This is a genomic window from Streptomyces sp. NPDC104106, from assembly GCF_055584345.1.
In genome coordinates this window covers 1-21,571 of record NZ_JBVJMF010000027.1, presented here as the reverse complement: position 1 = coordinate 21,571, position 21,571 = coordinate 1, and the positions used below count along the sequence as shown (strand labels likewise).

18 protein-coding genes, 1 tRNA gene and 2 pseudogenes are annotated in these 21,571 nt (G+C 69.5%); 6 read left to right on the top strand and 15 right to left on the bottom strand.

Translation table 11 applies throughout. The features are described 5' to 3' along the window. Positions 1 to 59: 59 nt before the first annotated feature. Entirely contained in the window at positions 60 to 464 is a 405-nt protein-coding gene (locus ACZ60X_RS39320; protein WP_469609561.1) for a globin, read from the top strand. 15 nt (positions 465 to 479) lie between these two features. Here the strand turns inward: ACZ60X_RS39320 and ACZ60X_RS39315 are convergent, their stop codons facing one another. The 9 genes from ACZ60X_RS39315 to ACZ60X_RS39275 form a co-directional block, all read right to left on the bottom strand. Further along, on the bottom strand, positions 480 to 1,157 hold the full coding sequence (locus ACZ60X_RS39315) for a DUF8185 domain-containing protein (RefSeq protein ID WP_469609559.1): 678 nt from the start codon (positions 1,155 to 1,157) through the stop codon (positions 480 to 482). Continuing rightward, positions 1,154 to 1,591 carry an acyl-CoA thioesterase gene (locus tag ACZ60X_RS39310; RefSeq protein WP_469609556.1) on the bottom strand — a complete coding sequence of 146 codons (438 nt, stop codon included), beginning with the start codon at positions 1,589 to 1,591 and terminating at the stop codon, positions 1,154 to 1,156. The genes ACZ60X_RS39315 and ACZ60X_RS39310 overlap by 4 nt, the downstream gene beginning before the upstream one ends. A 6-nt stretch (positions 1,592 to 1,597) precedes the next feature. Continuing rightward, entirely contained in the window at positions 1,598 to 3,262 is a 1,665-nt protein-coding gene (gene ettA, locus ACZ60X_RS39305) for an energy-dependent translational throttle protein EttA (RefSeq protein ID WP_469609551.1), read from the bottom strand. A 293-nt stretch (positions 3,263 to 3,555) separates the two neighbouring features. Beyond that, positions 3,556 to 3,846, bottom strand: coding sequence for a ribosomal protein L7/L12 (locus tag ACZ60X_RS39300; protein ID WP_469609548.1), 291 nt, complete (start codon positions 3,844 to 3,846; stop codon positions 3,556 to 3,558). 137 nt (positions 3,847 to 3,983) lie between these two features. Next, entirely contained in the window at positions 3,984 to 4,157 is a 174-nt protein-coding gene (locus ACZ60X_RS39295; RefSeq protein ID WP_469609545.1) for a hypothetical protein, read from the bottom strand. Between the two features lie 251 nt (positions 4,158 to 4,408). Next, positions 4,409 to 5,815: a Cys-Gln thioester bond-forming surface protein gene (locus tag ACZ60X_RS39290; RefSeq protein ID WP_469609541.1), complete on the bottom strand. Its 1,407-nt coding sequence runs from the start codon at positions 5,813 to 5,815 to the stop codon at positions 4,409 to 4,411. Between the two features lie 326 nt (positions 5,816 to 6,141). Further along, a complete protein-coding gene (locus tag ACZ60X_RS39285) occupies positions 6,142 to 6,666 on the bottom strand; it encodes a single-stranded DNA-binding protein (RefSeq protein ID WP_469609538.1) in 525 nt (174 codons plus the stop codon). A 336-nt stretch (positions 6,667 to 7,002) separates the two neighbouring features. Then, positions 7,003 to 8,775 (bottom strand): YfjP family GTPase, encoded by a 1,773-nt coding sequence (locus ACZ60X_RS39280; RefSeq protein ID WP_469609803.1) that lies wholly within the window; start codon positions 8,773 to 8,775, stop codon positions 7,003 to 7,005. Between the two features lie 741 nt (positions 8,776 to 9,516). Continuing rightward, positions 9,517 to 11,124 (bottom strand): dynamin family protein, encoded by a 1,608-nt coding sequence (locus ACZ60X_RS39275; RefSeq protein ID WP_469609536.1) that lies wholly within the window; start codon positions 11,122 to 11,124, stop codon positions 9,517 to 9,519. 273 nt (positions 11,125 to 11,397) lie between these two features. Here ACZ60X_RS39275 and ACZ60X_RS39270 point away from each other — a divergent pair. After that, a tRNA-Arg gene (locus ACZ60X_RS39270) sits at positions 11,398 to 11,470 on the top strand. Positions 11,471 to 11,651: 181 nt separating this feature from the next. On the opposite strand, the gene ACZ60X_RS39265 is transcribed toward ACZ60X_RS39270, so the two are convergent. From ACZ60X_RS39265 to ACZ60X_RS39255, 3 genes and pseudogenes are all read right to left on the bottom strand, one after another. Further along, on the bottom strand, positions 11,652 to 13,052 hold the full coding sequence (locus ACZ60X_RS39265; RefSeq protein ID WP_469609533.1) for a tyrosine-type recombinase/integrase: 1,401 nt from the start codon (positions 13,050 to 13,052) through the stop codon (positions 11,652 to 11,654). Continuing rightward, positions 13,052 to 13,252, bottom strand: coding sequence for a helix-turn-helix transcriptional regulator (locus tag ACZ60X_RS39260; protein ID WP_469609528.1), 201 nt, complete (start codon positions 13,250 to 13,252; stop codon positions 13,052 to 13,054). Before ACZ60X_RS39260 ends, ACZ60X_RS39265 begins: the two co-directional genes overlap by 1 nt. Then, positions 13,249 to 13,455, bottom strand: a pseudogene (locus tag ACZ60X_RS39255) (replication initiation protein); the annotation flags it as partial. The gene ACZ60X_RS39260 and the pseudogene ACZ60X_RS39255, both read right to left, overlap by 4 nt. Before the next feature lie 224 nt (positions 13,456 to 13,679). Here ACZ60X_RS39255 and ACZ60X_RS39250 point away from each other — a divergent pair. After that, positions 13,680 to 14,887, top strand: a pseudogene (locus ACZ60X_RS39250) (IS110 family RNA-guided transposase). Positions 14,888 to 15,274: 387 nt separating this feature from the next. On the opposite strand, the gene ACZ60X_RS39245 reads toward ACZ60X_RS39250, so the two are convergent. Further along, positions 15,275 to 15,637, bottom strand: coding sequence for a hypothetical protein (locus ACZ60X_RS39245; RefSeq protein ID WP_469609525.1), 363 nt, complete (start codon positions 15,635 to 15,637; stop codon positions 15,275 to 15,277). A gap of 799 nt (positions 15,638 to 16,436) precedes the next feature. On the opposite strand from ACZ60X_RS39245, the gene ACZ60X_RS39240 reads away from it, so the two are divergent. Together ACZ60X_RS39240 and ACZ60X_RS39235 are read left to right on the top strand one after the other, a co-directional pair. After that, positions 16,437 to 16,895 carry a hypothetical protein gene (locus ACZ60X_RS39240; RefSeq protein ID WP_469609522.1) on the top strand — a complete coding sequence of 153 codons (459 nt, stop codon included), beginning with the start codon at positions 16,437 to 16,439 and terminating at the stop codon, positions 16,893 to 16,895. Positions 16,896 to 17,082: 187 nt separating this feature from the next. After that, positions 17,083 to 17,448 carry a hypothetical protein gene (locus ACZ60X_RS39235; RefSeq protein WP_469609519.1) on the top strand — a complete coding sequence of 122 codons (366 nt, stop codon included), beginning with the start codon at positions 17,083 to 17,085 and terminating at the stop codon, positions 17,446 to 17,448. A 236-nt stretch (positions 17,449 to 17,684) separates the two neighbouring features. Here the strand turns inward: ACZ60X_RS39235 and ACZ60X_RS39230 are convergent, their stop codons facing one another. Continuing rightward, a complete protein-coding gene (locus ACZ60X_RS39230) occupies positions 17,685 to 18,227 on the bottom strand; it encodes a DUF4262 domain-containing protein (protein ID WP_469609516.1) in 543 nt (180 codons plus the stop codon). Between the two features lie 132 nt (positions 18,228 to 18,359). Beyond that, positions 18,360 to 18,776, bottom strand: coding sequence for a DUF5958 family protein (locus tag ACZ60X_RS39225; protein WP_469609513.1), 417 nt, complete (start codon positions 18,774 to 18,776; stop codon positions 18,360 to 18,362). 880 nt (positions 18,777 to 19,656) lie between these two features. On the opposite strand from ACZ60X_RS39225, the gene ACZ60X_RS39220 reads away from it, so the two are divergent. Beyond that, entirely contained in the window at positions 19,657 to 20,136 is a 480-nt protein-coding gene (locus tag ACZ60X_RS39220) for a Pycsar system effector family protein (RefSeq protein ID WP_469609510.1), read from the top strand. The last annotated feature ends 1,435 nt before the right edge of the window (positions 20,137 to 21,571 follow it).

Genomic DNA, 21,571 nt, shown 5'->3' with positions numbered 1-21,571 from the left:
TCGCCTCGTGGGGTCCTAAGCCTCGAGTCCTGGGTCACCCGGTCTGAGACGATGGACGGGTGAATGAGATTCGGCGCGGCACGCTGCAGGAGCAGACCTTCTACGAGCAGGTCGGCGGGGAGGAGACCTTCCGTCGGCTCGTCCACCGTTTCTACCAGGGGGTCGCCGAGGATCCGTTCCTGCGGGCGATGTACCCCGAGGAGGACCTGGGCCCCGCCGAGGAGCGGCTGACCCTGTTCCTGATGCAGTACTGGGGCGGTCCCACGACGTACAGCCAGAACCGCGGCCACCCCCGGCTGCGCATGCGGCACGTGCCGTTCCGGGTGGACCGGGCGGCGCACGACGCGTGGCTGCGGCACATGCGGGTGGCCGTCGACGAGCTGGGACTGTCCGAGGAGCACGAGCGGACGTTGTGGAACTACCTGACGTACGCCGCCCAGTCGATGATCAACACCCCGGAGTGAACGGGTTCCGCGGGTTCAGCGGACGCTGACGCCGAGCGAGCCGAGCCCGGCGCGGCGGACGGCGACGGAACCGTAGGGGGTGCGCAGCCGCAGCCAGGCACCGGACGAGAACAGCCCGGTGTCGGCGGACTCGGTCCCCGGCCGCAGGAAGCCCAGGGAGTGCGCGGCGTGCACGGCCCGCACCGGGAGCCCGGTACGGCCGATCTCCCGGGACCAGATGTCCCGCCCGATCCCGTCCAGCGCGGCGCGGGTACGGCCCTCGGGGGCCAGTTCCTCGGTACGGGAGCGGAATTCGCCGACCGCGGCGGCGACGGTCGCCCGCAGCGCGTCCGGGGCGGGCAGCCCCGGCACGGGCCGCCAGCCGCCGCGCGGCGGCAGCACCCCGGCCCACGGCGGACCGGTGAGGGCGGCCGGTACGGCGGCGGTGGCCGCCCGCTCGTCCACGGACTCCAGCAGTTGTCCGGCGGAGACGGTCACGTCGAGCGTGACGTCGAGCCCGTCCTCGTACGGCTTGGCCAGCCGCACCGCGCGCACGGCCAGCACCTCGAAGGACGGGGGCCGGCCGAAGACGGCGAGCGCGGTGCCGGCCGCCTGGAGGCGCACCGCCGCTCCACGGTCGTAGTGGAGCAGCCGGGAGAGGAAGGCGGCGAGGTCGGCCGCCTCCGTCTCGTCCGCGAGGTGCAGCACGGTCATGCCGCGACGGCCTCCCCGGAGTCGCCGGCGTCGTCCGTGTCGCCCGCGTCGTCCGTGTACTTCTTCAGGAACGCGCGCTCCTCCGGGGTGATCCGGCGGGGCACCTGGTTCTCGAAGTCGAACGGGACGACGACGGTCCTGGCCGTCACGTAGACCGCGTCCGCGTCCTTCACCTCGTAGGTGACGGTGAAGGACGCGGCCCGGATGTCCGTGACCCACAGCTCGATGTCCACCGGCGTGGGCCGGTGGACGAGCTGGCGCCGGTAGTCGATCTCATGGCGCGCCACCACGGACCCGTCCTTCGACTCCTTGCCCCGGCGGGACATGAAGTCGATGCGGGCCTCCTCCAGGTAGCGGAGGAAGATCGCGTTGTTGACATGTCCGTAGGCGTCCATGTCCGACCAGCGCAGCGGGCAGCGGTAGAGGTGCCGCAAGATCGATCAGCCCCGGGTCAGCTTCTTGTAGGTGGCGCGGTGCGGACGCGCGGCGTCCGGGCCGAGCCGCTCGATCTTGTTCTTCTCGTACGACTCGAAGTTGCCCTCGAACCAGAACCACTTCGAGTCGCCCTCGTACGCGAGGATGTGGGTGGCGACACGGTCGAGGAACCAGCGGTCGTGGGAGACGACCACGGCGCACCCGGGGAACTCCAGCAGGGCGTTCTCCAGGGAGGACAGGGTCTCCACGTCGAGGTCGTTGGTGGGCTCGTCGAGGAGCAGCAGGTTGCCGCCCTGCTTCAGGGTCAGCGCGAGGTTCAGCCGGTTGCGCTCACCGCCGGAGAGGACACCGGCCGGCTTCTGCTGGTCCGGGCCCTTGAAACCGAAGGCGGAGACGTACGCCCGGCTCGGCATCTCGACCTGGCCGACGTTGATGTAGTCGAGCCCGTCGGAGACGACCTCCCACAGCGTCTTCTTCGGGTCGATGTTCTCGCGGCTCTGGTCGACGTACGAGATCTTGACGGTCTCGCCGACCTTGATGTCACCGGAGTCCGGCGTCTCCAGCCCCTGGATCATCTTGAACAGGGTGGTCTTGCCGGCACCGTTGGGGCCGATGACACCGACGATGCCGTTGCGGGGCAGCGTGAAGCTGAGCCCGTCGACGAGCACCTTCTCCCCGAAGGCCTTGGTGAGCTTGTCGATCTCGACGACGACGTTGCCGAGCCGCGGCCCCGGCGGGATCTGGATCTCCTCGAAGTCCAGCTTCCGCATCTTGTCGGCCTCGGCGGCCATCTCCTCGTACCGCGCGAGACGGGCCTTGGACTTGGCCTGCCGCCCCTTGGCGTTCGACCGCACCCACTCCAGCTCTTCCTTGAGCCGCTTCTGCCGCTTGGCGTCCTTCTGGCCCTCGACCTTCAGGCGGGCGGCCTTGGTCTCCAGGTACTTGGAGTAGTTGCCCTCGTAGCCGTGCAGCCGGCCGCGGTCGACCTCGCAGATCCAGCCGGCGACGTTGTCGAGGAAGTACCGGTCGTGGGTGACGGCGACGACGGTGCCGGGGTACTTGGCGAGGTGCTGCTCCAGCCAGTTCACCGACTCGGCGTCGAGGTGGTTGGTGGGCTCGTCGAGGAGCAGCAGGTCGGGCTGCTCCAGCAGCAGCTTGCAGAGCGCGACGCGGCGCTTCTCACCGCCGGAGAGGTTGGTGACGGGCCAGTCGCCGGGCGGGCACCCGAGCGCGTCCATGGCCTGCTCCAGCTGGGCGTCCAGATCCCACGCGTTGGCGTGGTCCAGCTCCTCCTGCAGCTTGCCCATCTCGTCGAGCAGCGCGTCGGAGTAGTCGGTCGCCATCAGCTCGGCGATCTCGTTGAACCGGTCGAGCTTGCCCTTGATCTCGGCGACACCCTCCTGGACGTTCTCCAGGACGGTCTTCTCCTCGGTCAGCGGCGGCTCCTGGAGCAGGATGCCGACCGTGTAGCCCGGCGACAGGAAGGCGTCGCCGTTGGAGGGCTGCTCCAGCCCGGCCATGATCTTCAGCACGGTCGACTTACCGGCACCGTTCGGACCGACGACGCCGATCTTCGCCCCCGGCAGGAAGTTCAGGGTGACGTCGTCGAGGATCACCTTGTCGCCGTGCGCTTTGCGCGCCTTGCGCATGGTGTAAATGAACTCAGCCAAGAGAAACCGTCCGGCAACTTGAAATCTGGCAGTGGGCAGATACACCCCATCTTGCCGTACGGCCACCCCTGGGCGGAAACCCGTTAGGCGCGGCGGCGCTGACCTGGGGGTTCTCCACTGACGGCTGCGGCGCGTCCGTCCCTGTCGGTCCCCGCCTGTCTGCCTCGGGCGCCCTCACACGGCCCAGGAACGGCCGGAAGCGAGCGCTCCCCACGGGCAGAGCCGCGACCGTCGCCGTGGGCCACGCCCACCCATCCATCACCGGATCATGACGCCGTGGCGAACCGTAGCGACTAGAGGCCGCCCATCCGGTCCACCGCGTCCTTGGCTTCCTTCAGGTCGGCGCCGGTCATCTCGCGGTACGCCTTGATCGCCGCGACCCGCTCGCCCTCGCGCACCAGCGCCTCGACCCGCTCCCGCTGAGCGCGCTGTTCGTCCGACTCCTCCAGCCCCAACCGCTCGGCGATCAGGGCGAGTCGGCCCTCGATGCGCACCAGTCGCTTGTCCATGCCGGAGAGTCGGCTCTGGACGCTCCAGATCCCCGCGAAGAGGCCCAGTACGAGGAGGAGCTCCGTGATGTCCATGACACAGGATCCTAGGCCGACCCGGGAGGCGGACGGCACTTCGGCGACGGGCGACACTCGGGCGGCCAGCCTGCGCCTCGGGCGGTCCGGTGCAGCCGGCGCCGCCCTCCGCCGTCTCCGCGGGCGCCAGGACTCCGTCAGCGCTTGAAGGAGTCCTTGGTCCTCTCCTTCTCGCCCCGCATCGTGCCTCGCGCTTCGAGGGCGGCACCCTTTGCCGCGAGGGCTTCTTTGTGCACCGCGTGGGCCACCCTCCGCACAGTTTTCCCCACCATCTGTTCGGCCTTCGCCTTGACTTTCTCTCCGGTACTCATCTCACCGCCTCCGCCGTCACCGGCCGGGTGCCCTTGAGACAGAGGGAAAAACGCCGAGTGAACGAGCGGGCTGGGGAAGAGAAGCGCCCGGCGTCTGCTCCTGCTGGTCCGGGGTCACCGCGCCGCCCTCGACTGGGTGGTACTCATCGGCGATCTCTCTGACGCACGCGGGTGCCATGCAGCGCTTCGCCGGCACCTCGGCTCGTGAGCCGGCCGGCGGTGTTCGGTCGACGACAGCCGGTCGGCAGTGGTCAGGAGGCGTCCGTCTGTTCTCGTCTGCGCAGGATCACGAGGACCGCGCCGCCGATGACGACCAGGCCGATGGCCGCGCCGGCGATCAGGGGGGTGATGGCTGAGCCGCCCGTCGCGGCGAGGTCGGTGCCGGGGGCCGTGGAGCCGCCCACCGTGGCGGGGCGGGGGTCGTTGTGGGGCTTGGCCTGCTCGGTCGTGATCGCGCCCTGGGTCCTGCAGTCGAGGACGCCGGTGAAGCGGTGGCTGAAGCCGTGCGGGCCGGTGATCGTGAAGTCGTAGGCCTGGTCCTCCTGGAGCGGGACCGACACCGTGCGGGTTGCGCCCGCGGGGATGGTGTGCCCGGCACCCATCAGCTCGAAGGTGAAGGGCTTGTCCCCGTTGTTGGACGCGATGATGTCGACGGCGCCCTTGGCGCAGTCCTTGTGTGCCGAGATCGCCGGTATGGCGCCGTGGGCCGCCCAGGTGGCGCTCGTGGTCGCGGAGACCGTGGACTCGCTGGAGCCGGCCAGGATCTGGGTCTGGCTGCGGCTGTCGGAGGTGAAGGCCCGGCCCACGGGCACGGTGGTCGAGGCCTGGACGGTCAGCTGGGCGGTGCCGTCCGCCGAGTCCTCGGGGACGTGGAAGTACAGCCGGCTGCCGTCCTTCGCGGTCGCCACCGCCTTGCCGGTCTTGTCGGTGATCCGCACCCCGCTCATGGCCGCGTCGGCCGGCGGGCTGACGGCGGCACCGGCCGCGTTGGTGTGCACCGTCACCGGCCCCAGCAGCTTGCCGGGCCGGCCGGAGACCGCGGGCGGGTCCAGGGTGAGCGAGGCCTGGGGCTCGGCGAGGTCGCCGGCGCTCTTCTCCAGGTAGGCGGCGAGCTTCTCGGCCTGCGGGTCGACGGCGTCGACCTTCGCGCCGTCGGAGTAGCGCCAGATCGCCACCTGGGTGCCGGCCGCCGCGTCCTGCTCGGTGAGGTTGCCGGCGCCGGCCTTCCTGGCCAGCGCGGCGAGGTCGTTGACCTGGGGGTAGGAGTTCTGCAGGATCCAGCGGATCCTGCCCGCGTTCTTGTTGGCGCCCAGCGAGGTGCTGCTCCAGGGGGTCTCCTGGTAAGGGGCGCCGCGCTGGGTGGGGGTGTGCAGATCGACGCAGTACGTCTGCAGGGTGCCGCCGCCGTCGACGGACATCTCGAACAGGCCCGCCTGCACCCGCTGGTCGCCGCCGGCCTCGTGGATCACGGCCTCGCCGTACATCTTGAGGCCGTTGATCGTGGCCGTCGCCCCGCCCTGGGTCTGCGGCGTCCCCTGGGCCACGGCCGTACCGGCCCCGGAGAGCACACCGGCCGCCACGACGCCGGACACCGTCGCGGCGCCGGCCAGGCGGGCCGCGAGGCCGGACCGGTGGAATCCAGAGAAGGCAGCAAGCACAGAATTCCCCTTCGAGCAGGACCCGTTGGACGTGGGGGACGGTCCCACCAGCAGAATCGGCAGCCCCGGAGGGCATGCCCGGCATCCTATGGATCACTTGGCGCCTGTCCCGCCGGTCGGATGTTCCGATAGCCGATCCGATCCGCAATCGTTATCGCCGGGACCGTCCATGAGCTGGGCATATCGACAAATCAACCGGTTCGTACGGGGTGTTCGGAGACCGGACGGCGCCCGCTCACACGGCCGGAGGCCGTCGAGGAGTGGCGGGCGGACATCGAGGAGTGGCCCGGCGGACGTCGAGAAGCGTCCGGGGAAGACCGCTGACGTCACGTCACCAGAGCTGCTTCCTCGGATGGTTGCGGCCGAGACCGAGAACCCTGACCGGTTCCGGTGTCCTCCTCAGCCCCTGTCCCGGCATGTGTACCGGCATCCGCGGGGTGCGGTGTCTCCCAGTTCGGCTCCGGCCTCGGCGCCGCCGGCTGGGTCTCCGGTTTGGCCGCGCGTACGAAGGCCGCCGTACCCCGCGCGAGGTCGTGTCCGATCGCCACGGCGTCGATGTCGGCCGAGGCCCATTGCTGCTGGTTGTCGCGCGTCTCCGTGCGCACCTTCAGCCGGCCCTGCACGACGACGGGTTGGCCCACCTCCACCGACGCGACCACGTTGACCGCGAGCTGGCGGTTGGCCCAGACCGTGAAGAAGTTGGTGTGCCCGTCGGTCCAGGCGTTCTTCTCCCGGTCCCAGTAGCGGGCGGTCACCGCCATCCGGAACCGGGTCGCCGGACCCGTCGCCGTCTCCCGGTACACCGGCTGGGTCGCCACGTTGCCCACGACGCAGACGATGGTCTCGTTCATGTCCTCGCTCCCCTCCCCCGCCCGGCCTCCCGGGCCGGCGGGCGGCAGCCGTACGGGCCCGTCCCGTACGGCATGTGTCCGGCGACCGCGACCGGCGCTGCCGTCCGCGATTCGCCGCGACCCCAGACTGCCGCCGCCGGGCCGAGCCCGCCGAGCACTGTGGACGACCACCCCGTCTGTGGAAAACCCCGCCACCCACACGGGTGACACACCCACGCAGCCGTAACCACCCGGCACCCGCACCCGCAACCCCCGGCCCCTGACCCCGGCCCTCTACGTCACCCGCCCCGTCCCCCCGCTCCCCGCTTCCCCGGCCGCTTCCTGCTTCCCGCCCCCTCACCCCACCCCCGCTCCGGTTCGCACCACCCGCCCGTACTGCTCACGTACCTCCCGGTACCGCAGCAGCTCCGCCGCCACCGGGTCGAGCACCCGGGCCCGTCCGCAGCTCGCGGCCGCCTCGCGCAGGCGGCGTTCCGCGTCCTGGCCGTAGCGCCGCGCCGGGCCTCTCGCGGCCATCCGGCAGCCCCACTCCACGAGCGGTCCGCCGATGATCCCGCACGCCATCAACAGCACCGGAACGCCCAGGTTGGGCGCCATGACACCGGCGATCTGGCCCACCAGCCACAGCCCGCCCACGACCTGCAACAGCGTCATCGCCGCCTGCGCCAGGACCGCCGCCGGCCACCAGCCCGGCCGCGGTGGGCGCCCCGGCGGCAGGCCGGCCCGCTCGGTGAGTTCGTCCAGCGCCTCCGACAACCCCTGCGCCCCTCGTACGGCCGCCTCGCGCACCGCCTGTGCCCAGGGGGTCGGCAGTCCGGCCGAGGCACGGTCGGACACCGTGCGGACCGCCTGTTCCACGCGCTGGCGGGCCGTCGCCTCCTCGTCCGTCTGGACCCGCACGGGGTGGCGGCCGGTGGTGGACTCGCCACGGCGCTGGTACCAGCGCCACAGCCGCAGCCAGGGCGTGCCGCACGCCCGGTTGGCGTTGCGCAGCCAGGCGCGCTCGGCGGCCTCGCCCGCCGCGGTGGCACCCACCGCGTCCGCGAGCCGCGCGGCGAACTCCTCGCGCGCGTCCTCGGTGAGGCCGGCGCGGTGCCCGGTGGCGTAGACGGGCCGCAGGCCGGTCGCGACGGCGTCCACGTCGGCCGCGACCCGGCGGGCCGCCGCACCGCGCTCGGCCACGAACTGGCTGAGCGATTCGCGCAGGTCACCGACGCCCTCGCCGGTGAGCGCGGACAGCGCGAGCACGGTGGCGCCGGGTTCGCCGTGCTCGCCGAGCGCGATACCGTCCTCGTCCAGCAGCCGCCGCAGGTCGTCGAGGACCTGGTCGGCGGCGTCGCCGGGGAGGCGGTCGACCTGGTTGAGGACGATGAACATGACCTCGGCGTGGCCCGCCATGGGCCGCAGATAGCGCTCGTGCAGCATCGCGTCGGCGTACTTCTCCGGGTCGACCACCCAGATCACCGCGTCGACCAGCTTCAGGATCCGGTCCACCTGCTTGCGATGCTCCACGGCGGCGGAGTCGTGGTCGGGCAGGTCGACCAGGACCAGCCCGCGCAACTGCGCCTCGCCCTCCGGGCTCTGCACGGGGCGGCGGCGCAGCCGGCCGGGGATGCCCAGCCGGTCGATGAGACTCGCGGCACCGTCGCTCCAACTGCACGCGATGGGTGCGGCCGTGGTCGGACGCCGTACGCCGGTCTCCGAGATGGCCACTCCGGCAAGGGCGTTGAACAGCTGCGACTTGCCGCTGCCGGTCGCGCCCGCGATGGCGACGACGGTGTGCCGGCCGGACAGTTTGCGGCGGGCGGCCGCCTCGTCCAGGACCCGGCCCGCCTCGGCGAGGGTACGGCTGTCCAATCGGGCCCGGGACAGTCCGACCAGCTCGCGCAGCGCGTCCAGCCGGGAGCGCAGGGGGCCGTCGTACGCCAGCGGGGCGGGGATCTGGCTGCCCGGGCTGCGGCTGGTGTTCTCCAGCACGGAGGCGCGTTCGACGGCGAGCGCGGCCGCGGTGGCCTCGGTGACCCGCCGGGCGATCAACCCGTCGTCCCACGACTCGCCGGACTCGCCGGACTCGGCGGACCCGGCCGACTCCTCCGACGCCGGGGACAGCGCCGGCACCGACGACTGCTCCCGCCTGCCTCGCTCCACCCGATCGGCCGGCCCCTGCCGGCCCGCCCGGCCCGCCGTCTCGCCCCCTTCCACCCGGTCCACCCGGTCCACCCGGTCGGCGTGCTCGCGCCGGTCCGTCTGCTCATGGACGGTGCCCGTGCCGGGCTCGCGAGGGGCGAGGACGGCGGGGGTACGGGGGTGCGGAGGAGGGGACGTGGGCAGTGACGGGGACGGGGGCGGGGGCGGGGGCGGGGGTGAGAGCGGGAGCAGGAGCTGGTGCTGATACGGGTGCTGGTGCGGTGGGTCGCCGGCCGTCCCGTCCGGGTTCTTCTCCGGGTCCGGGCGCTGCGGTGCGTCCAGGCAGACTCCCGCGCCGTTCCCCTCGCCCTGGCCCTTGTCGCCCGCACCGCCGGGGGCGCCGCCCCAGTGGGCACCGGCCTCGCGGGAGCGGGCTTCGAAGCCACGGGCTTGGAAGCCACGAGCTTCGAGGGCGCCGGCGTCGTAGGAGCCGCGGCTGTCGGCAAGGGCACAGGAACCGGCACCGGCCCGGTCGGCCGCTGCCGCGTCCTTGCCGCGCTCCACACGCGCGTGGCCCTCGTATTCCGCTCCTTCCCCTCCTCCCGCGCACTCCGTACGCCCCGCACGCTCTGCGGGCCCCGCCTGCTCCATGCCCCTGTGCTCCATGCGCCCGGTGTGGTCGATGTGATCCGTGTGGTCCTGGTCAGTGACGGCGGTCACCGGTCACCTCTCCTTCAGCAGTGCGGACAGCGCGGCGATGAGTTCTGCCTGGGGTTCGGGCTGGACGTCCAGGGCGTCGAGGGGTGCGAGGCGGCGTTCACGTTCGGCGTGCAGGACGCGCTCCACGTGGTCATGGAGCAGCCGCCCGGCCCGGTCGCGCAGCCGTAGCGCGCCATGGGCGCCGAGCCGCTCGGCGAGCCCCTCGCCCGCGGAGCGCGCCCGGCGCCCGCCCAGCAGCGCGGTGGCGACCAGCGCGGCCACGGCCTCCGCGTCGGGGGCGACGGAACGGTCCAGCTCGCGCGTCTCCTCCTCGGCGTACTCCTCCAGCTCCCGCCGCCAGCGCCGTACGGCGAGGCCGATGCGGTGCTCGGTGCTCTCCACGGTGGACTCGCCGGCGGCCAGGGCCGGGTCGGCGCCGGCGGGCTCGCGACGCCAGGCCTCGTCGACACGCTCGTCCGCGGCCGTGACGGAACACAGCAGCAGGGCGACCAGGCTCTCCACGAGCGCGTCGAGGAGTTCCCCCGCGGTGCAGTCCAGGGGGAAGGCCCGCCAGCGCTTGAGGGCGTCCCCGGCGAGTACGGCACCGGACTGCAGCCGGCCACGCACGCGCGCGTGCTCACTGTCGTAGGCGGTGTCCACGGCGGCGGTGAGCCGGAGCGCGGCGGCGTACTGGGCGGCGGCCGCGCCGGCCAGCTCGGGCATGCGGGACTTGAGCGAGTTCAGCAGGCCGTGGGCGGTACGGGCCATGACGCGCTGGCGGGCGGCGGGGTCGTGGGCGTGGTGGACCAGCCAGTTCTTCAGCGGCGCGACGGCGGTGGCGGGCAGCAGGCCCGCCCCCCAGGCCGACTCGGGCAGCTCGGGCACGGTGAAACGGGGTACGTCGCCGAGGCCGGCCTTGGTGAGCAGGGCGCCGTACTGCCGGGATACCTCAGAGACGACCTGGTGGGGCACCCGGTCCAGGACGGTCACGAGGGCGGCGTCGTACTCCTTGGCGGTGCGCAGCAGGTGCCAGGGGACGGCGTCGGCGTAGCGCGCGGCGGTGGTCACCATGATCCAGATGTCGGCGGCGCAGATCAGCTCGGCGGCGAGAGCACGGTTGTCCGCTACCAGGGAGTCGATGTCGGGGGCGTCGAGGAGGGCGAGTCCGCTCGGGAGGGTCTCGGCGGTCTCGATGCGCAGCACGCGCGCGGGGTCGTCGCCGGCGAGCAGGAGGTCGTCCGCCGGGTCCTGCTGGGGCGCCCACACACGCGCGAGGCCGGGCAGGACGCGCATGCGGCTGAACCAGTGCTGGTCCTCCGGATGGCAGACAAGCACCGGCGTCCGGGTCGTCGGCCGCAGCACGCCCGCCTCACTGACCCGGCGACCGACGAGGGAATTGACGAGTGTCGACTTTCCGGCGCCGGTGGACCCCCCGACGACTGCCAGCAGCGGCGCCTCTGGTTCCCGCAGGCGGGGTACCAGGTAGTCGTCGAGCTGGGCGAGCAGTTCGTCGCGGTTGGCACGCGCGCGTGGGGCCCCGGCCAGGGGCAGCGGAAAGCGTGCGGCGGCGACACGGTCGCGCAGTGCGGAGAGTGTGTCGAGCAGCTGAGGCCGTACGTCCAAGGTCACCACATGCGAAGAATGCCCAATTTTAGGGGAATTCTGAAGCATATAGACATGTCTGCGCGCCGACGGAACAGAACAGACAGAAGGGATGACCGGGACACGGGCACAGTCCAGGCATAACGAGTGCACAACACCCGGTGCGTCGGACGCCAAAAGCGATGCACGATTCGTACCTGCCTGCGATTATCAGGACCGCTTCACCGAACCTCCACATCGAGCCACGGAGGCGAAGCGACAGGGTCGAGGAACAGGGAGCTTTATCCTTGGTCCCGCGACCAGGCCCCCGTAGCTCAGTGGATAGAGCAGGCGCCTTCTAAGCGCTTGGCCGCAGGTTCGAGTCCTGCCGGGGGCGCCCAGCCTCAGCCCTCCCATCGGGAGGGCTTTTTGCTGGTCAGAGGCGGTTTCACGCGCCACAGGTCAGCCCCGGACACCCCCTTGGTGATCAAGGGCGCGGCCCGGGGCTGTCCGGCTGTCACCGGGTTTTCGCGGGTGGCCGTGTCGAATACGTGTCGAAGTTCTCGACCCCAGGAAGATCAGCCAACACCTGGCACCTCCGCCTCAGGGAGGTCTCCCGCAGCTTCAAGCCGCCGCTTGAGGTCTGGCAGCTGCCCGTCGACGCAGCGGGCGTAGGTCGCCAGGAGCACGGCGACGCTGTTTCCGGCCCACTCGGCCACCTGGGCGGGCGGGATGCCGTCGTTGAGCCACTTGGTCAGGCGCGTGTTCCGGTTGTCGTAGACGCGCCGCCCGGTGGGCGAGTCGAAGACGTGCGGGGGCAATACGGCCTTACGCGCGCTGCGCCACGCCCGGCGGATGACGGATCCGGCGAGGATGCCACCGGACTCGCCCTGGAAGAGCAGATCACCTGGCTTGAGCTGTTCGTCGGCGATGTGCTGCCGGAGGATGCGCGTGAGGGCCGGATGGCCCGGCACCGTGCGTGTCTCGCCCTCAGCGCGGCCTTTCAGATCGCGTTGCTCGTGGATCTGCCCCGTGTCGGTCCACTGCTTCCCGACCTCAGGGGTCGCCGTGTGGATCAGCAGCTCGCACCACTGGTCGTTGGCGTCGGGCTCGGGGAGGGTCACGTCATCCACGCGCATGGCTACGGCTTCCTCGGGCCGGGGGCCGCAGTAGTACAGCGTGGCGAAGAAGGCGTGGAGCCGCTTGCCGCCGCGCGGCCGGTGCCGGATCCAGTCGAGGATCGCCGCCGCCTGCTCGGGGTTCAGCAAAGACCGCTTGTCGACGGCATTCGTGGTCTTCGTGGCCGCCGTCGAATCCTTGCCCTTGGGAAGTGGGTTGGTCCGCAGGATGCGCCGTCGGATCGCGTACTTCATGGCGACGTTGAGGATCCGGCGGTTGCGCTTACGGGACCAGGCCGCCGCTTGCTTGCCGTCGAGGCGGGTGTCGATGGCTTGCAGGACCTGGTCGACCTTCTCGGGGTCCTCCCAGGCGGAGACGGGCAGGGAATTCCGCTCGACCCACTTGAGGATGGCCACCACGTCTCGGGGCGCGTCCGGGCGTCGGTTGGTGTTGAACGCCCATTCGCGAAGGGCCGTCCGCACGGCCGCAGGTGCGAACTGGGTGGGCTTGGCCCGCAGCAGGGCGATGGTGGTCGAGGTCAGGGTTTTGGCGATGTTCTTGCGGCTGTTGCCGCCGAGTTGAGGCCAGCGGGCATCCACGTACTCGACGGCGAACTTGTACCAGCTCATGGCAGCCGACTTGGAGCGATGGGACACCGGGAGGCCGGTGGCGACGACGAAGGCCTCGCCCTTGCCTGTGGCCCGGATGAGTTCGGAGCGGAAGCCTTCGGCGAGCGCAACGGTGTTGAAGGGCTCACGCCAGCGCTTGCCCGCCACCGTCCAACGCACGGTGTACGTGGTCTTCCGGGCGCCCTTGTAGGTGAGGATCTTGTAGATCTTCACGTCGTACGTCGTCTCCATCAGGCGGCGTCCTCGCAGTCGTCGAGCCAGTGATCGAGGTCGCTCCGCCGGATCCGGAGGTCGCCGTTCGGGAGCTTGATGCAGCGCGGCGCGCGGCGCTTGGCCCTCCAGTCGTAGAAGGTCGAGCGGGAGATGGCCAGTTCCTCGCAGACCTCCGGGAGGGTGAGCATGGTGCGTCGTGACCGGATGGCCGTGGTCATTCTGTGCTCCCTTCGCTCAGGAGGGCGTCGCGGGCGGTCTCGCGGTTGGTCTGGAGGTCACGGGCGATGGTCGCGGCGAGGGCGGCTTCGCCCGGCGTGTGGCCGTGGCCGGCGTACTGCCAGTCCGCCAGGACAAGGACGGTGTCCGGCTCGCGGTCGTCGAGGCCGAGGACGGATGCCTCCTGGGCTGCGCGGTAGTCGGCGAACAGCGGCATCGTTGCCTCTCGTGGTCCAAGCCGCCGCCAGGGAACACCTCTCACCACTCGGCGAACGCCCCCAGTTCCGCAGCTGACCGAGGCCCCTGGCGACCGCTGGGATTGCGAACGGCTAATCGGATGACGGGCCTTGAGCCCTGCCATTAGGGAGACGCGCAACCCCGCCATGGCGACGACCACCACACCACCGCCACCCACCCAGGGACACCACCATGACCAGCGTGTTCTGCGGCATCGACTGGGCCACCGACCACCACGACATCGCACTGCTCGACGAGGCCGGCACCCTTCTCGCGAAGCTCCGCATCGACGACACCCCGGAAGGCCTCAGCCAGCTCCTGGACCTGCTGGCCCAGCACGGGGACAGCCCAGAGCACCCGATCCCGGTCGCCATCGAGACCTCTCACGGACTTCTGGTCGCCTGCTTACGCGCCACGGGCCGACCCATCTACGTGATCAACCCGCTCACCGCCGCCCGCTACGCACTCAGCCGCAAGAAGTCCGACCACCTCGACGCCAAGGTTCTGGCCCACATCCTGCGCACCGACCCCGCAGAACACCGACCCCTGCCCGCGGACAGCCACCTCGCCCAGGCCATCACCGTCCTGGCCCGAGCCCACCAGGACGCCGTCTGGGACCGCGTTCAGATCGGCAACCGGCTGCGCTCCCACCTGCGCGAGTACTTCCCCGGCTTCCTCACCGTCTTCCGCCACTTCCGCGAAGGCCTCGCCTCACCCGTCACCCGCACCCTGCTCGCCGCGGCCCCCACCCCCACCCAAGCCGCCCGGCTCACCCGCCCGCAGCTGCGAGCGATCCTGAAGAAAGCCGGCCGTCAGCGGGAGATCACCGGCGAGGTCGAACGCCTTCACGCACTCCTGCGCGAACCACAGATGCACCAGCCACCCGTCATCGAGCAGGCCATGGGCACCAAAGCCCTCGCTCTGCTGCGTCAGTTCAACGCGGCCTGCGACAGCGCCGACGACCTGGAAGCCGCCACCACCACCGCCTTCGCTACCCACCAGGACGCGGAGATCATCACCAGTTTCCCCGGCCTCGGCGCACTGACCGGCGCCCGCGTCCTGGCCGAACTCGGCGACGACCACACCCGCTTCACCAGCCCACGCGCCCTGAAGGCCTACGCCGGATCCGCCCCCACCACCCGGTCCTCCGGACACAAGACCACCGTCCTGGCCAGGCACATCAAGAACCAGCGCCTGGCCTCGGCCGGCTACATCTGGGCCTTCGCCGCCCTCACCGCATCCCCCGGAGCACGAGCCCACTACGACCGCCGCCGGGCAGCCGAAGACCGACACGTCGCAGCCCAACGCAACCTTTCAACCGCCTACTGGGCTGCCTGCACCACTGCCTCACCCACCGCATCCCCTGCGACGAGCAGACCGCCTTCCCCAGCACCGCTTGACTGATCAACCGCATCGGATGTCTGTCTCCGCCCCGCTCCAGCCCGGCCGGCGCCCGTGCCGCGCACACAGCAACGAGCCAAGAACCACGAGCCAGATGCCGCGCGGGACCGGCCACGGTCAGAGCGGTGCCTCCGGCGGGGGATCGGCCGACACCGGGATGGAGGGGGCGCCGTTCCCGGCTGCGGGTCCGTAGGGGCGTGCGCGGGGTGCTCCCATCCCGTCCACCGCCGACCCAGGCAGAGCCGAGCAGACGCGGCCCATGGCGTCCAGGTCGTTCGTACAGTGGCGCGCTCCACCTGGACGCCATGGACCACGCCCGCTCCACGGTGTGTGGGTCGACGGCGTACGGGATGGGAGCCGGGGTGCGTGGTGGCTTGAGGGCCACTTCAGAACACAGGCGGCGTCACACTGAAGTTCTCGCCACCGTAAAGGGATTCGTAGAAGATCTCGATCACAAGGCGTCGGGTGATGAGATCCCAGAACCAGTCATGCTGGTCATCGCTGAACTCGTCCAGGGACAGCAACCAGGTGGACTGCCCCGGCAGCATCAGGGAACCAGAGCGCATGGAGTGCGCTTTGGGGCGCGTCGGAAGCGAGTCCAATAAGAGTTGCTGCGTTTGGTAATTCCACTCCCCAAGGATCTCCCCGTCCAACCGCACCACCGATCTTGTCACCACGGCCGGACCAAGACCCCCATTGACGACGTTGAGCCCCGCTTCGGTGCCTTTGTAGTGCTTGACACGACGCATCTGAAGCGCGGGCCTCACTGACTGACGACTGTGGCGCCTACTGTCCCTGGCTTGCGTGTAGCTGACCCAAAGAGAGCCGAGCGCTATGACTGTCGCTGCACCTGCGATGACTGTGTCTGGGCCCATACGCCCGCCCCCATGCCACCTCGTGGATAGTCATAGATTCTTCCCCACTTGACCACCGTTCCAGTCCCGCACCGCGAGGGCGGTTGACGTGCAGAAGGCCTGCGTCTCGAAAGCACCACACGGCGGCCACACGCCCGCAAGCCCCAGCGGGTGTGGGCCTGCCGGCGTTCCAGACCGGGCGAGCAACGACCGCGCCCACGGCCCTAGAGAGTGAGAGACGGACTTGTCAAGCACCCCCCGTGGCGACAGACATCAACGCCTGACACCAACAGGCGCGGACAACGGCGGTCGGCGCCGATCGCCAGCGGGCGATCTTCCTGGACTCACGATCGGTTGGTCGACGTCGGGGAGTGGCATGATCGACCTGATAAGGATGAGGCCACGGGTTCGCATCCTGTTAGCCCCAACGCACGAAGACCCTCGGTCCGGATGGATCGGGGGTCTTTGACATTTATGACTGGCGCCAACCGATGAAGGCCAGACTCGGTGCGTTGCTGCTCGTGATGATCACGCGAGGTGTGGTCATATTTACGCATCTTCGGTGGGTCAGTAGGGGTGCCCTGGAGCCCCCGAGATACCACCGACCGTAGTGACGTTTTTCCGCGACCTTCCGGCCAACCGGACGGAGATATCCGGCCGAACAACCAGGAGTTCCGCTTAATGTGCCACTGTCATGCGCAACGGGACAGACATGACATCCTCGACCACCGCGACCTCCCAGCAGGGAGGCACGCAATGGGTGCAAACCGGTCCGATCGACTTCAACCAATCCATCACCAACGCCGACACGGAGATCCTCCAGGTTCCGGGACTCACGATTCCTTTCCCCGGTGTCTGGCAGATTTCCTACAACGCCCGCGCGTCGATCTACCCCTCTGCAGGGGCACTGTGGGCCAGCACCTCAGTGCGCAAGAACGGCGTACTCATCCCCGGCAGTGAAGCACTGGCCGGCATCCAGGGCTCGAATCTGGGAATCCAGACCACCTCAGGACAGACGGTCCTGGCCAGCTTCGCCGCCGGGGACGTTGTGACGCTTTACGCGCGCAGCATCGGAGGGAGCGGCTCCGCCAGCATCATCAGCAACAACGACGGACGCACCACCGTGATGGCGCACTGGGTGAGCCCGACCTGAGCGCCGGTGCGCGCCGCTGACGCAGGCGGCCTGCCGCGCGCCCGGTAGATCGCTGCTGGCGGGTTACTCCACAGCCCAGCAACGACGACCGCCGGGGCAGTCCGATTGCTGCGTCACCCCCGTGGCGCAGCAACCTGCTGTCCAGCATTGCAGAAGACCCTCGAACTCCCTCGCGGATGGAGTACAGATGGCCGTCTTTCAGCTTGGCGAAGTTCCCACAGGCTTCGTGTTCAACGAGAGTGGCGGGCTCATCCACTACAGGTACGGGCTCCTCCTTGCCATCCCCCAGCCCAACCAGGTCGGCACCCCAGCACCGTGGGGGGACGCCTACTTCAGCGTAGGGTCCAGCTGGGCGGATGTGCGTCTGAAGGTACAGATGCACGACGGTACGACCTGGCTCCCAGCCGTGGACTGGGACGTCAACCAGGGAAATGGCCGCCGTGCCGAGAGGCTTCCCCAGGGGATTCAGAAGATCCACGTCGGGCGGGTGAAGAAGAGCAGCACCGACGTGGTGGATGACAACCCGGTCGGCTGGCTCCTCGAATACGTGTAACCGTCCCGAGCCTGGCAAGGTGCCCCAGCCGGTCTCACGCCGGTTCGGGGCCACCTGCCCTCTACCCGCGGTACAGCAGCGAAGTACAGCAACCACGGCAACCGGCCCTGTCCAGCGGTGTCCTTGTAGGGCCGTAGACCGACCGCAATGACCTCCAGTGACCGATCCATATAGAGCTACGGATCAGAAGGTGATGCCCTCGGTGCCGTACACGCCCAGGGCATCACCACTGGTCTTCACGCGAGTCGCAACCACGGCCCCGTGGTGTCGGACTTCGGGATCCAGAGCAGCGGTTGACTCGTACGGCAGTAGTCGTCCGCTTCGTCCTCCCAGGGGAAGCGTCCGGCTTTGTCGGGCCAGAACAGCTGCGTGACGGGCAGCGGAGGGGCTTGGTAGAAGTCGATGCCGGCACCGAAGAAGTCCTGATTCCAGCTGGGGTGAACAGGGCGGACCACGACGTCGTATCCGTTGAGGACATCGTCTCTGTGCTGGTCCGGCTCCAGCGGACGGCCACCACGGATCCCAGCTCCAGCCGCATTCACGAGGGGCATCCCAACGTCCGTCCGCAGGCCGAAGACACAGACCTCGGGACTGCGCAGTGTGTGCCACAGCCCGATGGAGTATGCCCAGTCGGCGGGTGCGCCGTCGCCTGCGCCAACGCCCATGACGTGCCAACCGAAGTCGGTAACACTCTGGGCTATCCGGCTGTCTCGTTCTTCCCAGGCCGGGCCATCTGCTGGCGGTTCGCAGAGGAGGCAGAAGCAGGGGGAATCGTCCATCGGAGGAGGGTAGATCAGCGTGGAGTCCGGGCCGTCTGTGGGCCGTCCGAGGCCGCTCGACACTGGCCAAGGACGACCAACGACGACCACCAGGAGCACGAGCCCACCACTCCTGACCAGCAAAAACCCAGCTCACCAAGATCCACGGCAAGACCCAGGGCAAGAAGACGTCTCAGTTGCGTCGCCTGGCGGATCCGGCAGGCTGTGCCAAGCGTGACTGCATCCGCCAGCGCAGTGCAGCATCCGCCTGCGGGTGTCGGCGATGCTGAAGAGGGCGACGAGCAGGCGGAAGGACTTGGCGAGTTCGTAGGCCGGGAGTGCTTCCATTCCGAAACGCCACTTCGCGAGCATCACCGCCGGCGTGTGAGTAGGGCGGATGCCGGAACGCGCAATGCTCTCCGGCACGTCCTCTTCGCGGGCGCGGGCCTGCCCGCAGAACAGCACCAGTGCGTGCAGGACTTTGCGTTGGTCACCCTCTGAGAGGCCCTCGAACCACTCGACGCCCTCGTGCACAGGTCTGAGGCCCTGTGCGAGTTCGTTCAGAATCATCTCGTGTGCGTACAACACAGCCTTCCACCCCCACGGTTCAGACCGACGGTACGCGTACGGCCACCCGTGGGTAGCACGGTTTCCCGCGCCCTGATGGCACAGCCATCTGACGCGGGCGGCAGGCTCCCCGTCGAACCCGCGCAGCGCCTTCGAAGTGGTCCGCGTCCCGAGTGAGTGTCTAACTGCGTGACAACGCAGGCGAACAGCGGCGGACAACCGCAGACGCCTACGGACTGTTGCACCAGGTGAGAGCCAGATCAGCTCAAGGCAGCACCCCCACCCAAGTTGCTTCGGGACGAAGCGGTCGCTCCGTTAGGGTGCGCTGCATGACCCATGAAGTTCGGCGGCTTCGTCCTCGTCGATCGGAAGGACGATGGCCGGCGGACCTGCCGGGCGCTGTGGAGGTGTACCGGTCGACATGTCTTGTGGGGCTGGGCCGACCGTCCGGAGGAGCCGTTGGAGACCTGCCCAATGCCCGAGCTGTTCGGCTGACATCCAACGCTGACATCAACGGCCCCGGACAGCGGCGGCACACAGCAGCCACGTACGGCACCAGTTCATGAGGCGAGCCGCGACCAGGCCGAGGGGAGATCGAACTCCTCATGCGGTGGTCAGGTCCCCATGGAGCGGGAACCTGACCAGCCCATTCACCTCAGCCCCAAGGGATCTACGGAGCCGCGTGCGACTTCAACCCGTCGCTCGTGAAGACTGGCTCGTCGTCTGGGAGGGCCCGTGCTGTCCGTATGGGCCCTCCTCCCAGGGTTGCGGTATGCGCTGATGCTGGCCAAACCCTGGGGGTAGGCCGTCCCTTGGACGGGCAGGCTGCACCCAGGCCGAGGAGACCGGCGCCCGTACGGGCCGAAGCAGAGGAGCAGGCACAGTGTCGACCACTACTCCGACCCCGGACCCGTTACAGGCCGGCGAAGCCGGCCCGCACGTCGACACAGCAATTGCTCTCCTGCGTGGTGAGGTGGTCCGCAGCGACAGCAAGGCAGCGCTGCTATTGGCCTTGACCGGTGCGGCGCTCGCCGCACTTGCCTCCCTGGGCGCCGGCGGGCACATTCCGTCCCCTGCCCTGGCGGTTGGCGCGGTCGGTGTGGTTGCGCTGCTGGCCGCCACCGTGGTCCTGCTGCTTGCCGTACGCCCTCAGTTGGGCGGTACGGGATGGCCGCAGTGGTCGAATCTCACCGCCGAAGAGCTCCTACGACAGCTGGCTGCTGGCCAGCAACTGACGTTGGTGAAGGTGCTCGCGGCCTCGGCCCGGACCAAATACGCTCGGATTCGCCTCGCGGTCGACCTCGTGCTGTCTGGGCTAGGGTTCCTGGCTGTGGCGGCCGTGATCACTGCCGTTGCCGCTTGATCGCTATTTGCATCGAGGCCAGACCTACGGCGGCCGGGAATGGAAGACCAGGCCGCTGGTCCGTGCTGCGGGCGGAGGCAGTTGGTCGCGGGCCTGCGCCAGCATCGAGCCGCCTGCGCCCAGAGGACAGCCTGTCGCTGGCATCCACGTCATCCACTGCTCGGCGGCCCCGCACGGTAGCGGCACTGGCCGACCTGACCGCCCCACGTTGGCGCGCCCGCATCTTCCTAGCGCTTGGTCTCGCACTCAGCTGAGCCGCTTCGGGACGAAGAGAGTCGTGCCAGACGCGTGCCAGATCCAGCGGGGAACCACGGGGAACACCGGGTATCGAGGAAAGGCCAGCCAACCGCAGCGTCGCAGGTCAGAAGGGGGACTGCCTCTGAGTCACCCAAGCTTCCCAAGATGAGGGCTCCCGCCGTTGTCACGGGCTGGCCGTTGCGCCCGCCGTCGTAGCTGACTGTCGTCGGCTGAGGTACAGACGCGCCCCGTCGCCCGGCCGGCCACAGGCCCAGAGGGGTCGTCCGCTGACGATCGGGGCTGCCTGCCGCTGTCCGCCACTGGTCCCGCTGCGGCTGGCAGACGCAGAGCGCACAACCGCCGGTGTATGCGGAAGCCGCAGTGCAGCAGCCCCAGCCCGGCATCGCGGACTTGTAGCTGAGTTGATGCATTCACTCAGGGTGCGCACGGTGTTGGGCGGGAATGACCCGATGCGATAGTCAACGGCTTGCGCAAGCGTCAGAATTGGAGAGCCTTCAGATGGCTGACAGGGTCAGTGGCGTGGTCCGGTGGTACAACCAAGCCCGGGGCATGGGGTACATCGACGGGGACGACGACCGTGAGGTGCGGGTAGATCGCGCCGCCATCGAGGACGCGACCTTTGTCGTCGAGGGCTTGCGCGTGACGTACGTGCCCGTGGAGGACGAAAATGGATGGCACGCGGAACACGTGAACATTGCAAGGCGCTCGCCAACTCAGCACGAGTAACCTGCACGTCCGAAAGCACCGAGGTGGTGGTGTCGGCGCCCGTCCCGGTCGCCGACCCGTCGGACAGGCTCTGGGAGGGCCTTCCCCAAGTGAGTGTCTAACTGCGTGACGACGCAGACGGACTGCGGCGGACAAGCGCGGACGCCCGCACATCATCACACCAGGCGAGAGGCACTCCGGCCTGAAGACGGACCCCCATCCAAGTTGCTTCGGGAGGAAGAGGTCGCTGTGCCACAGCCGTGCCAGATGCAGGGGTCAGCCACGGTCAACAAGGGTCACTGGCAGCCATATCCGTGCCTGCTCACTCGGTCAGAGAAACGCCAGGTCATCAGTGGGACGCCCCACCCTCTCTCCTAAGACCGTGTCCTATGTGGTGAGGCGGATCAATCGCTTGTAGCAGCACAGGGTGGCGGCGAGGCCCAGAAAGGCGAGGTAGTTGCGAGGATCGCGT